The sequence below is a fragment of the Roseomonas sp. TS2 genome (assembly GCF_058833935.1).
This window is the reverse complement of sequence record NZ_JCACVY010000150.1, coordinates 1-11,040: the sequence shown is the minus strand read 5'-3', so window position 1 is coordinate 11,040 and position 11,040 is coordinate 1. Positions and strand designations below refer to the sequence as shown.

17 protein-coding genes are annotated in these 11,040 nt (G+C 72.8%); 7 read left to right on the top strand and 10 right to left on the bottom strand.

Annotation, left to right across the window (positions count from 1 at the left end):
• Window positions 1-233 precede the first annotated feature (233 nt).
• The 7 genes from ACZJYS_RS18745 to ACZJYS_RS18715 all read left to right on the top strand — a co-directional run bounded on the left by ACZJYS_RS18745 (window position 234) and on the right by ACZJYS_RS18715 (window position 4,568).
• Window positions 234-674, top strand: coding sequence for a hypothetical protein (locus ACZJYS_RS18745; RefSeq protein WP_493179910.1), 441 nt, complete (start codon window positions 234-236; stop codon window positions 672-674).
• A gap of 40 nt (window positions 675-714) precedes the next feature.
• Complete coding sequence (gene pyp / locus ACZJYS_RS18740; protein WP_379640500.1) at window positions 715-1,089, top strand: photoactive yellow protein; 375 nt, start codon at window positions 715-717, stop codon at window positions 1,087-1,089.
• Between the two features lie 26 nt (window positions 1,090-1,115).
• Complete coding sequence (locus tag ACZJYS_RS18735) at window positions 1,116-1,658, top strand: hypothetical protein (RefSeq protein WP_493179909.1); 543 nt, start codon at window positions 1,116-1,118, stop codon at window positions 1,656-1,658.
• On the top strand, window positions 1,655-2,179 hold the full coding sequence (locus ACZJYS_RS18730; protein WP_493179908.1) for a hypothetical protein: 525 nt from the start codon (window positions 1,655-1,657) through the stop codon (window positions 2,177-2,179). Before ACZJYS_RS18735 ends, ACZJYS_RS18730 begins: the two co-directional genes overlap by 4 nt.
• Window positions 2,180-2,307: 128 nt before the next feature.
• Complete coding sequence (gene gvpA / locus ACZJYS_RS18725; RefSeq protein WP_379650762.1) at window positions 2,308-2,529, top strand: gas vesicle structural protein GvpA; 222 nt, start codon at window positions 2,308-2,310, stop codon at window positions 2,527-2,529.
• Between the two features lie 644 nt (window positions 2,530-3,173).
• Window positions 3,174-3,323 (top strand): hypothetical protein, encoded by a 150-nt coding sequence (locus ACZJYS_RS18720; protein ID WP_379650764.1) that lies wholly within the window; start codon window positions 3,174-3,176, stop codon window positions 3,321-3,323.
• Window positions 3,324-3,359: 36 nt separating this feature from the next.
• Window positions 3,360-4,568, top strand: coding sequence for an AMP-binding protein (locus tag ACZJYS_RS18715; protein ID WP_493179907.1), 1,209 nt, complete (start codon window positions 3,360-3,362; stop codon window positions 4,566-4,568).
• 58 nt (window positions 4,569-4,626) lie between these two features.
• Here ACZJYS_RS18715 and ACZJYS_RS18710 read toward each other — a convergent pair whose 3' ends face one another.
• From ACZJYS_RS18710 to gvpO, 10 genes are all read right to left on the bottom strand, one after another.
• The gene (locus ACZJYS_RS18710) at window positions 4,627-6,549 is read right to left on the bottom strand and encodes a coiled-coil domain-containing protein (protein ID WP_493179906.1); all 1,923 of its coding nucleotides are present in this window, start codon (window positions 6,547-6,549) and stop codon (window positions 4,627-4,629) included.
• A 46-nt stretch (window positions 6,550-6,595) separates the two neighbouring features.
• Window positions 6,596-6,901, bottom strand: coding sequence for a gas vesicle protein K (locus ACZJYS_RS18705; RefSeq protein ID WP_493179905.1), 306 nt, complete (start codon window positions 6,899-6,901; stop codon window positions 6,596-6,598).
• Window positions 6,898-7,113: a gas vesicle protein gene (locus ACZJYS_RS18700; RefSeq protein WP_493179904.1), complete on the bottom strand. Its 216-nt coding sequence runs from the start codon at window positions 7,111-7,113 to the stop codon at window positions 6,898-6,900. The genes ACZJYS_RS18705 and ACZJYS_RS18700 overlap by 4 nt, the downstream gene beginning before the upstream one ends.
• On the bottom strand, window positions 7,110-7,874 hold the full coding sequence (locus ACZJYS_RS18695; RefSeq protein WP_493179903.1) for a GvpL/GvpF family gas vesicle protein: 765 nt from the start codon (window positions 7,872-7,874) through the stop codon (window positions 7,110-7,112). The genes ACZJYS_RS18700 and ACZJYS_RS18695 overlap by 4 nt, the downstream gene beginning before the upstream one ends.
• Window positions 7,871-8,869 carry a GvpL/GvpF family gas vesicle protein gene (locus ACZJYS_RS18690; RefSeq protein WP_493179902.1) on the bottom strand — a complete coding sequence of 333 codons (999 nt, stop codon included), beginning with the start codon at window positions 8,867-8,869 and terminating at the stop codon, window positions 7,871-7,873. The genes ACZJYS_RS18695 and ACZJYS_RS18690 overlap by 4 nt, the downstream gene beginning before the upstream one ends.
• A gap of 22 nt (window positions 8,870-8,891) precedes the next feature.
• Window positions 8,892-9,146, bottom strand: a complete 255-nt coding sequence (locus ACZJYS_RS18685) for a gas vesicle protein GvpG (RefSeq protein WP_493179901.1) — start codon at window positions 9,144-9,146, stop codon at window positions 8,892-8,894.
• A gap of 5 nt (window positions 9,147-9,151) precedes the next feature.
• The gene (locus ACZJYS_RS18680) at window positions 9,152-9,907 is read right to left on the bottom strand and encodes a GvpL/GvpF family gas vesicle protein (RefSeq protein ID WP_493179900.1); all 756 of its coding nucleotides are present in this window, start codon (window positions 9,905-9,907) and stop codon (window positions 9,152-9,154) included.
• The gene (locus tag ACZJYS_RS18675; protein WP_493179899.1) at window positions 9,904-10,398 is read right to left on the bottom strand and encodes an Hsp20/alpha crystallin family protein; all 495 of its coding nucleotides are present in this window, start codon (window positions 10,396-10,398) and stop codon (window positions 9,904-9,906) included. Before ACZJYS_RS18675 ends, ACZJYS_RS18680 begins: the two co-directional genes overlap by 4 nt.
• Window positions 10,399-10,426: 28 nt before the next feature.
• Window positions 10,427-10,744: a gas vesicle protein gene (locus ACZJYS_RS18670; RefSeq protein WP_379640485.1), complete on the bottom strand. Its 318-nt coding sequence runs from the start codon at window positions 10,742-10,744 to the stop codon at window positions 10,427-10,429.
• Window positions 10,745-10,778: 34 nt separating this feature from the next.
• Window positions 10,779-11,040: gas vesicle protein GvpO (gvpO, locus tag ACZJYS_RS18665; protein WP_493179898.1), on the bottom strand; the 262-nt coding region annotated here is incomplete at its 5' end.

Sequence of the window (11,040 nt, the reverse complement as noted above, 5' to 3'; positions counted from 1 at the left end):
CGGCGCTGCGCCGACAGATCGAGGCGCTGCTGGACCGGTAAGGCTGCCGGCCCTGCTGCCCCTCCTGGCGGAGTTCTGACGTCAGAACATCGGGCGCCGAGCCAAGGGGTGCCTGAGTTTACGCGATTTTATGCTGAACTGCGGCATGACTGCGCCCGGACCCAGAGCGCGGGCAGCAGGATATGGCGGTGCGCCAGACGAGCGGAATGGCGGGCATCAGGCAGGCAGGCTGCATGGCCGCCGCGCCGCCCCCGGAATTTGGCCAGTCGGTGACGCTGCGCGCCAGCAACGGCAAGCCCCTGCGCATGCGGGCTGTTCTGCTGGCCGAGGCCAGCAACGCGGCTCCCCGCCTGCGGGACTGGCACGAGGTCAGCCTGTGGCGCCGCCAGGATGGCGAGATCGTCCTGGCGCTGCGCACACACCTGCATGATGGCCCTGAGCCCGAGCGCTGCCGCATCATGCCCTTCCCCGATCTGGAGCAGGCCATGCGATGGCTGGAGGAGTTCGATCCTCTGCAGGACCTGCAGGCGGTGTTCGATGCCTTCGACCCGCAGCTTATCCCCTTCGAGGCGACCCTTCGCGCCGCGGCGCTGCGGCAGCGCGCGGAACGCTTGCAGCATGACTGGCGCGCCCTGGCCGGCGGGCTGCTCTTCGAACTCGCCCAAGGCCCGTGACCCCGGCCGCCCCTCCCCTCCGCGCAGGAGCACCGCTTCGATGGAACTGATCAAGTTTGGCGCCGACGACCTCGACAACCTCGTTGCGCGCGACCCGACCCGCCTCGACCGCCTGCCCTTCGGCGCGGTGCTGCTCGACCGTGTGGGCAAGGTGATCAAGTACAATGCGGGCGAGGTGGCCATCAGCGGCCGCACCGCGGACCAGGTGATGGGCAAGAACTTCTTCAACGACATCGCCCCCTGCACCAAGGGCCACCAGTTCATGGGCCGCTTTCAGCAGGCGGTCGCGCAGGGCAGCGTCAACACGATGTTCGAGTATGCCTTCGACTACAAGATGAAGCCCTCCAAGGTCCGGGTGCACATGAAGTCGGTCTCGATCGACCAGGGCATCTGGGTCTTCATCAAGCGGCTCTGACCCGGCAGCCCGGCGGAACCGCTCCCATGGCCGCGCTGCGCATCGCCACGCTGCTCTGCCCGCCGCTCGTCCCGCTCCCTCCCCCTCCGGAGGAGCGGGTGGCGGTGCTGGCCCCGCGGCCGGGCGAGTTCAGCTGGACCCTGCTGCCCCGGAACGGCCAGCGGCCGCTCTACCTGCCCGCCCGCATGCTGCTGGAGGCCAGCAGCCAGGGGGGCGGGTGCGACATCTGGTCGGAGATTGCGGTGCTGGAGACGGAGGATGCGCGCTTCGTCGCGGTCGTCCGCCACCTGCTGGAAGCACGCGGCCTGACCGCCTTCCGCCATGCCGCGCTGTGCGATGGCCCGGAGGCCGTGCGGGACTTCTTCGAATCCCATGACCCCGTCGCGGTGATGCCGGTCGAGGCCCTGACGGGGCCCCTGCCGGAGCGTGCCGTGGCCGAGGAGTTTCTCGCCGCCGCCGGCCGGGAGTCCGGTTTCCAACGCGCGCGCTGGCGCGCCCTGTTGGGCGCCCTCTTCGGCGCTCCCCGCCATGAGCCCCGCCCGTGGGCAGCTTCAGGAGGCCTGCAATGAACATCGTGACCAGCCTGGATACGCTGGAGGACCGCGCCGGCATGCCCGCGCCGGCCTCCGCCCTCTCGGTGCCGGCCATGCCGGAGCCGCGCATGATGGCGCGCGGCGGCGGCAGCATGATCACGCTGCGCAAGTCGGGGGCCCGCCCGGTCAGCTTTTCCGGCCGCCAGCTCGGCGCCCATAACGGCTACCGGCTCGGCACCGCGCTCTGGCACGAGCTGAACCTCTACCAGACCGATGACGGCCGCTTCGTGGCCGATATCCGGGTCTTCACCAAGGCCGAGGGCGCGAAGGACCAGTTCCATGTCTTCGTCGCCGACACGCTCGAGGACGCGATCAGCCACTTCGAGAGCTACGATCCGCGCGCCGACGTGGTGGCGGATTTCGATCTCGACGACCCCGAAATGACGCCCGCCGAACTGATGGTGCAGGCAGCCGCCCTGAAGTACCGCGTGGCTGATGCACAGAGCCAGTACCGGGCCCTGCTGGGCAGCTTCCTCAGCGAGCTGAACGGAGCCTGAGACGCCGCCGTTTCGCGCTCCGGCCGCGACAGAGGGGCGCGCGGCCCGCGGGCCGGAACAGTCAGAAGGCTGCGTAAGCCTCTCGCCCCTTCCCTCTCTCCCGCGCCTCTCCAGAAAGGAAATGACCCATGACCATCAACAAGAGCCTGGCCTCCAGCAGCCTCGCCGAAGTCATCGACCGAATCCTCGACAAGGGCATCGTGGTCGACGCCTTCCTGCGCGTCGCGCTGGTAGGCATCGAGCTGCTGGCCGTCGAGATCCGTGTCGTCGTCGCTTCGGTCGAAACCTATCTGCGCTATGCTGAGGCGGTCGGCCTGACCACCGACCCGGCTGCCGTCGCCGCGGCCTGATCTCTTCCGGCCCGGGGCCGCCTGCCTCCCTCCAGGGGTTTCCCAGGAGGTTCCGGGCCTTCTCCTGCAGGATCTGACGCATGACGGACAGCCAGAGCGGTCATTCCCGCCCCCGCAGCGCCGGCGGCGTCCAGACCGTGGCCGCCTTCCGGGCGCGCCGCCTCGCCGAGCGGGCGGCGCTGCGCCAGCGCCCGGCACAGCCTGGCCCGGCCAAGCCCAAGCCCACCGCGGCGCTCCAGGCCGAGCCGGTGGAAGCCCCGCCGCTGCCGGAGGCTCTTCCTCCCGCGGCCGTACCTCCCGATCCAGAGCCGCCCGTGCCGGATATGTCGACAGGCAGCGCCCCGCCTTCCTCGCCCGTCCCGGCTTCCTCCATGGAGATGGAGCCGTCTCCCTCCGTCTTTTCGGCCCTGCTCGACGAGATGGAGGCCACGAGACTCCCGGCCTCTCCGCCAGAAACAGCGCTTGATGTCCACCTCCCCTCCCGAACTGAGCCTCAGCCTGATGAGCCGGTTCCCCTCCCCTCCCCTGCGCCGGAACTGGCGCCGGAGCCGGAGCCGGAGCCTCCACTGGCACCCGCGCCTGAACCTGCCGCCCCGGCCAAGGCGGAAACGCTCTCGCGCCCCGTGCTGGGTTTGGGGCCGGGGATGCGGATGCGCCTCCAGCAGCTTGGGTACAGCACGATCGACGACCTGGCCCATGCGGAGCCGGCGCATCTGCGCGAGGCGCTGGGCGAGATCAGCCAGTTGATCGACATCGACGCCTGGATCGCCAGCGCCCGCCGCATGCGGGGCTGAGCGGCGGCGGAACCGCAGAAGCGAGAAGCCCTGATCATGCCGCATGTCCTGTCACGTCCGGCCATCTTCCGGGCGCTCGTCTCGCTGGTGGTGGCCGAGCTGGCGAGCCTGTCGCGGCGCCAGATCGCGCCTGACGTGGCGGCCGCCTGGGGACCGGAACTGCCGACCGGTGAGGAGGGGCTGGGGCTGGACAGCCTGGAGCGCGTCGGCATCGCCAGCGCGGTCAGCCGGCTCTTCCAGGTGCATGAGGTGGGGGTGGAGGACATGCTGCTGGCCCTGCCCACCCTTGGCGAATGGGCCGAGCTGGTGGAGCGGGTGATGCAGGAGGGCACCACCGGCCTGACCTTCCTCACCTCCGGCAGCACGGGCGAGCCACGCCCCTGCCCCCATCCCTGGGCCGCGCTGGAGGATGAGACCGGCTTCTGGGCCTCGGAACTGGCGGACCGCCAGAGGATCGTGCAAATGGTCCCGGCCCACCACATCTATGGCTTCCTCTTCACCATCATGCTGCCGGACCGGCTGGGCCTGCCGGTGGTGGATGGCCGCGCCCTCTCACCCGGACGGCTGCGGCTGGCGCTGGAGCCGGGCAGCCTGCTGGTGGGCTATCCGCTCGGTCTGCGGCGCCTGCTGGCCGAGCTGCCGGCGCTGCCGCCCGGGGTAGCGGTGCTCAGCTCCACCGCGCCCCTGCCTGATGCGGTGCATCGCGCCCTGCTGGCCCAGGGCGCGCAGAGTGTCCGGCAGATCTATGGCAGCTCCGAGACGGCTGGCCTGGCCACGCGCAGCAACCCTGACGCCCCCTTCACCCTGCTGCCGCGCTGGCGTCGTGGCGCCGGCGGCGACGCTGCCTCAGTGATCGAGGTGGCAACCGGCCGTGAATGGCCGCTGCCCGACCGTGCCGAATGGCCGGGCGAGGACAGTTTGCGCCTGCTCGGCCGCAAGGACACCGCCGTGCAGGTGGGCGGCATCAACGTCTTTCCCGAGCGTGTGGCGGAGCGGCTGGCCACCCATCCGGCGGTGGCCGCCTGCGCCGTGCGGCTGGATGCCAGCCTGCCGGAGCCGCGCCTGAAGGCCTTCGTCGTGCCAGCCGGAACTTCTGACGTCAGAACCCTGTCGGACGAGTTGGACCGCTGGTGCCGCGCCACCTTCGAGGCGCCGAGCCGCCCGGTGCATTTCCGATTTGGCACGGCGCTGCCGCGCAGCCCGCTTGGCAAGCTGGCGGACTGGGAGACGGCGCCGGACTTCTGACGTCAGAAGTCCTGGCGCCCCCTCGGCGCCCATTCCCTCGGGGAAGGTGCGAGGCCGCTCAGGCCGCCCGCTGGCCTGGCCCGTCGCTCGCCAGGGCAAGGGCCGTGGCCGCCGAGTTGAGCCGGCGGATGCTTTCCTCCACGGCCGAGAGCAGCTCCGGCGCGCGGACCACCAGGGCGGGCGGCAGCGCCGCCGTGCCGGCCATGGCCTGCCGCGCCAGCTTCTCCGCCTCCTCCAGCAGATCGGCGCTGCTGCTCTCGACGCTGCCCAGCCGCTCCAGGGTGATGCGGATGGTGGGTGGCAAGGCGCTGTCCTGCACGGCTTCCAGCAGGCGGCCGGCGGTGGAGGCCGCGGGCGCCGCGGTGAACCGCGCCGTCAGCAAGGTGCTGGCTGCTGCCAGCACAGCCTCCAACTGCTGCCGTGTCCCGTCCAGCGTGTCGCCCAGGCGGGAGGCTGCCGCCATGTGCTGCTCCAGCGCCGCGAGAGTGGCCCGCAGCGGCTCCATCTCGGCCGTATGCGTCTCGCGGTTGCCAGCGATGCTGATCATCGCCTGCAGCCGTACGGCCTGCATCTCGATCGACGCGGTGCCGGCGCTGAAGCGGTCGGTCGTCTCGGTGAGGTAGCGCGCGGCATCGCCCAGCGAAGCCTCGTTGTGCGCCACCCGCTCCACATGCACGGCCAGCCGCTGCACGATCTCATGCAGCCGTTCCGCCGTTCCCGCCTCCGGCGCCTCGCTCTGCGCCAGTCGGCGGGCGGCCTCGGAAAGCGCTGCCTCGCCACGCTCGGCCAGACGTGCCAGGCGCGCGGCCTGCAATTGCGTGCTGCCCGCGCGCTCAGCCATGGCCTTGCTGGTGGCGGCCAGATGCTCGGCGGTCTCGGGCAGGCGGTCCAGCGCGGCGCCGGCCGCTTCCAGGCGGTCTGCCATGTGGTTGAGGCGCGCCGCCCCGGCCGAGAGTTCCGCTCCGGCATGCGGCACCTCGGCCAGCGGGGCCAGAGTCCGCGTCAGGCCCTCCAGCCGTTCCACGTTGCCGGAGAAGGTGGCGGCCACTTCCGTCAGCGCCCGCGCCGCCTCCTGCGTCTGACCGATGCGGCGCGCGGCGGCACCCATCTCGCCCGCACTCTGGCCCAGCCGCGTTGCCAGCACGGGCAGGGCACCCAGCGCATCCTCCATGCTCTCCAGCGCCTGTGCGGCCTGCTGGATGCGGTCCACGCCCTGGCCCATTTGCGCCGCGGCGGCGGGCAGGGCGGCAAGCGTGGCGCCGGCGCCTTCCAGCTGCGCGGCGCAATGCTCGATGCGCGAGAGTGCGGCGGCCGGCACCGCGCTCTCCAGCCGCTTGACCACACTCTCCAGCCGGGCGGGCAGCTCACCGCCGGCGCCGGGAAAGGCAGGAACGGAGGCGGTGCCCTGGGCGCTCTCGGCGCGCTCGGCCATGGTGGCCAGCCGTGCGGTCGCCGCGCCCAGTTCGGCATCCACCCAGGAGACCGTCTGCCGTAGCGAGGCCAGCAGCGACTGCCCGCCCTCGGCCGAGAGGGCGGCGGGCTGCTCCAGCGTGTCCTTCAGCTGCTTCTCCACCGCCCGTGCCAGGCCCGAGAGTTGCGCGCCGGTGGTGACGGCGCGGCCCACGGCGGCGGTGGCCTCGGCCATCTGCCGCCGCTGCTCCTCCAGCATCTGCCGCAGGCTGTCGATCACCGCCTGGGCATCGCCGCTCTCCGCCGGGGCGGCGGGGGCGGTCAGCAGGCCGTGCAGCGTCCAGAGGCTGGCGCCCAGAGAGAGCAGCGCCGCCAGCCCGGCACAGGCCATCGCCGCCGGACCGGCCCAGGGGCCGCTGTCGATGGCCAGCAACCCGCTGGCGGGAAGGAACCAGAGGGCAGGGGCGGTGACCAGAAGCAGCAGGGCCAGCTTCCATGGCCAGCCCAGCAGGCCGACCAGCTCCGCCATGCCAGGGTCTTCGGGAGAGGAGATCGCTTCTGCGGATGTCATGCCGGCCTCCTGCCGGGGTTGCTGCGGCCATGGCGGCCGCGGGTCGTCACAGCAGCCGCCCGAGCGGCCCGAGATCGAGGTTCAGCTCTTCCGCCCGCAGGCCAAGACGCTGGCAGAGCACCTGCACCGCCGCGCGTGCTGCCGAGAGCGTCAGGCCCAGCCGCTCGGCTTCGTCCTCGCTCAGGCTGCCGGCCTCGAGCCGGTGCAGGGCCTGCGCCTCCATGAGGCGGCGGAGAAACTCCACCAGGGTCAGCACAAGCCGGCCGAGATCCTGCTCCAGCCGTGCGGGGTCCAGTTCCAGGCGGATCGGCGGGACGCTCGTGGAGGAGGTTTCCGGGGTGGAGAGGCTCATGGCGTGGGCGGCCCCATCACCATGCGCGAGGCAGCCTCCACCGAGGAGAGCAGGGCCCGCAGGCTGATCTGCACCAAATCCACCCCGGCTACCGAGAGGACCAACTGGCCATCCAGCACCACCCCCGTCTCCAGCAGCCGGTCCAGCACTTCGACCAGGCTCTGCTGCTGGGGCAGGGCAGGGGGTCTCTCCAGCGTGGCGGAATGGCTCATGCCGGATGCTCCAGCGCCTTGCGCGCAAAGCTGTAGGCCGGCCAGGGACCGGACAGCTCCAGCGTCACGCCGGTGCCGGAGAGGCTGTCGCCCAGCGTTTCCAGCGCCGGGCGCGCCGTCTCGATGGCGGCCGTGTCGGCCAGGATGGTCAGCCGCTCGGGGCGCGGCTCGGGTTGGGGGGCGAGGCCGCACTGGTCGGCCACGGCGTGCATCTGCTCGCGCAGCGCCTCAAGGCGCGCTGCCCGCACTGCCGGCAGCAGCTGCTCCAGCCGGCGCGTCAGCAGGAAGGCGGTGCCCGGCCCCGCGCCGTCGCGCTTGCGCGCCAGCTCGGAGAGGGTGGGCTCGGTGCGCTGCAGATGGGCCGCGTGCTGCGCCGCGTCCTCGCGCAGGATCAGGCTCCATTCGGCGCGCTGGCCGAGCAGCCGCAGCGCCTCGGCCAGCACCGACCGCCGCTCCTCCGCCCAGTCCAGCAGCGGGGCGAGGCCGCTGAACAGCGCGCCGAAGGCGAAGGGCAGGCAGGGTGCGGCGGCGGCCACCACGCCGTGATGCGCCTGTGCCCGCTCGGCGATCCAGGCGGGCTCGGCGGTGCGGTTGCCGGGCGCCTCGCGGTCGAACAGCGCGCGCGGCACGGGGCTGGCCAGCACCGCCACCTCGCCCGCCGGCAGCGTGGCCAGCGCCGCGCCGGGCAGAATGGGCGGCACTGCCGGCGCGGCATGGCCGGCCGCCGTCACGGCATAGGCGTACCAGGCCTCGGCGCTCATGCGGCCACCTCGCCGCAGGGCACCAGCCGGCGGCGGGCGCGGGGCAGCAGGGCGGTCAGGTCGGTGTCCTTCCCGGCGTCCAGCAAGGGCGCCAGCAGCCGGTAGGCGCCGCGCATCTCCGCCATGGCGCCGCCATCGCCCGGGGCAAGGGTGCGGTCGGGGTGCAGGTTGGCGGCGCGGTCGCGCCAGCGCAGGCGCAGCACCTCGGCATCCACCCGTTCCGGTAGACCGAGCAGCGCCCAGGCGGCGCGCAGGGCCGGCTCCTCTGCCTCCGCCACCTGCCAGGCGGCGAAGTTCACGGGCGGCATCGGCCCGCGCAACTCGGCGCTGCCGCCGGCGGAGAGATCGGCCGGCAGGGCCTGTAAGGCCTGCTCGATGATCTCCTCCCGCGCGCGGGGCACCAGCAGCACGAAGCTCAGCTCCGTCTCGGCGCCGGCGGGCAGGCGGGCCAGGCGCAGCACGGCGGGGGCCAGGGCCGCCTCCAGGCGCGCTGCGCGCTGCGCGGCCTCGTCCACCATGGCCTGGGCGATGGCGGCGGCCAGCGCGGTGCTGTCGCGCAATTCACCACTGGCCTGCGCGGCCATCAGCCGGGGGCGGTGCGAGGCCAGCCAGTGCTCCACCGGCCAGCGCAGCGTCACCTGCCACTGATGCGTGGCGCCGTCCCGCTCCAGCGCCGCGCCCAGCCCTTCCGCGGCGGCCTCCAGCAGCTCGGGTAGTTCGGCGGCGGGGCAGAGGGCGGCGGCCGGGTTGGCGGGCAGGAAGGGCGCCACGCGGCAGGCCGCCTCCAGCCGCTTCTGCACCACCAGAAGCCCCTGCAGGCGGGCGGCCTCGCCCAGGCCCCGGCGTGGGCCCGCCGGCTCCTGCTGAGCGAAAGCGACGAAGCCTGCCGCCTCGTGCTGCACCAGCCCCTGGCCGCCGACCCGGCCGAGTGCCAGGCGGATCGCTGCTGCGCCTTCGGGGGTGCCGATCCCGAGCAGCCGTACCAGACCTTTCATCGTAGAGCCTCCTGACCCGGGTTCATGCGGCGCCGGCCTTGGCCTGTTGCCTTGCGCGGATGAGGTGCAGTTCCTCCAGCAGCTCCGCCTCGGCGGCCTCGAAGGCGGCCTCGTCGATCTCGCCCGCCTCCAGCCGGCGCTCCAGCGCGAGCAGCGCCGCCTCGATCCGCTTGGGGTCGAAATTCTGCTCCTCGACCATCTGGGCGATCTGCCGCGCCACCCAGGCGATCCCGCCCAGGGGTCCGGCAACCGGCGCGGCAAGCAGACGGAACAGCATCGCCGTCACGCCCGGCCGAAGAGGTCGGCATGCAGCGTGACGAAGTTGTAGGGTGGCACCGGCCCGACATAGCGGAAGTCGATGCGCGCCGCGTGCTCCGCCGCCAGGGCCGACATGGCGGCATCAAATTCCGCTTCGTGGCTGCGCGGCACCAGGAAGGCGTGGTTGAGGATCATCGTCTCGTCGAGCTGCTTCAGCGCCGTCTCGCGCTCGGCCAGCGGCGCCAGCCGGGCCAGGATGGCGGCGCTGTCAGCCTGGCGGCGGGCGGCCAGGGCTGCTTCCACCTTGCGGCCCAGCTCGATCCGCTCGGCATAGGTCTCGGCGGCGGGGCGGCTGCGCAGCCGGTCGCGCAGGCGGCGCAGCCCTGCATCCTCCTCCAGCAGCTGGGCGAAGGCCACATCCTCCCGCCAGTTCGCCTTGACGCCCAGCTCCACCCGTCCGGCGATGCTGGAGAGCGCGGCGCTCAGGGTGGCGGCATTGCCGTTCAGGCATTGCCGCAGCGTCGCCGCGTCCGGCGCCACGGTGCCGAAGCGCACCGGCAGCATGGCGCGCTGCTGCTGCGCCCGCTCCAGCACCGCCGTGTGGGTCAGCATGCTGCGGCGCGTGGGGGTGATGGGCTCGGCTGGGGATTCGCTGACCAGCGCGGCCAGCCCGCCCTCCGCCACCCACTCCAGCGCCGCGCCGGACAGGCCGGCACCCAGCGACGCGGCCTCCGGCCGCTCCTCGGCCCGGGCGAGGCCGTAGATGTAGAGGCTGCTCATGCCTCGTCCTCCCGGCCGCGGGGGGCGAGGCGCCCTTCCAGCAAGCCATGGGTGCAGTGCCAGCGCAGGCTGTGCGGGTCGGCGCCCGCGGGCAGGGCGAGGCGCGCCTCGTAGCGGAAGGGGCCGCTGGCATGGATCAGCAGCACCCCATCGCGGATCGCCAGGGCCACCGCCTCGGGCGCCGTGCCGGGAAGCTCGGCCAGGATGCGCCAGCCGCCCGCCTCGCTCCGGATCTCGCTGCGGGGCTGTCGGGGCGGGGCCTCGCCCGGTGCATAGGCCGTGCAGCCAGCCTCCATGGCGGGGCCGGGCTGGCTGCCATCGGCCATCGCCCGGCCCAGCAGGTCGCGCAGCGCGGCGCGCATGCCTTCCACCGCTGCGGCGCCGGTGGGCGAGGGGGGGTGGCCGAGACCTTGGTGGGCGCGGGCGCGCTCGCTCAGCCGGCGGGAGAGGCCGGGCGTGGCGTGCGGCGACAGGATGCGGTGCGGTGCCATTCTGGCGACCTCCTGACAGGGTGAGGGATCAGCCGCGCGGCGCGGCCAGGCTCTGTTCCAGCCGTTGCAGCCTCTCGCTGAGCTGCAGGTTCTCGGCGCGCAGCCGCTCGGTCTCCTGCGCCAGGGCGCGGCCATTGCCCTGGTAGGCGGGCTCGCCCTCCCACCAGCGGATGCCCATCTCCAGCGCACGATCGACCGAGGCGACGACGAGGCGGACGCGCACCGTCAGCAGCTCCACGCCGACAAGGCTGATGGAGATGTCGCCGGCCACGACAATGCCCTTGTCGAGGATCCGCTCCAGGATGTCGGCCAGGCTGCTGCCGCCGACGGAGTGCTGCAGGGACATTCTGTCTCCTGAGGGTGAAGGGTGCGGCCCGCGCTCAGCTTTCTTCGAGAAGCTGGCCGCGCTGGGTGCGGGCGGTCCGGCGCCAGCGCAGCAGCGTGCCCGCCTCGTCCAGCACCACCTCGTAGCGCGCGATCAGGTCGTGGGTGCGGGGGATGGCGCTGTGCTCCAGCATGTCGATGTTCAGCAGCCAGCCCTCCGCATTCCGGTCGAAGCGGCTGATCGTGTCGGTGGACAGGCCGATCAGCGCCTCGAGCTGCTGCTTGGCGCGGCTGACGAGGGCGGTGGGTTCCATGCGG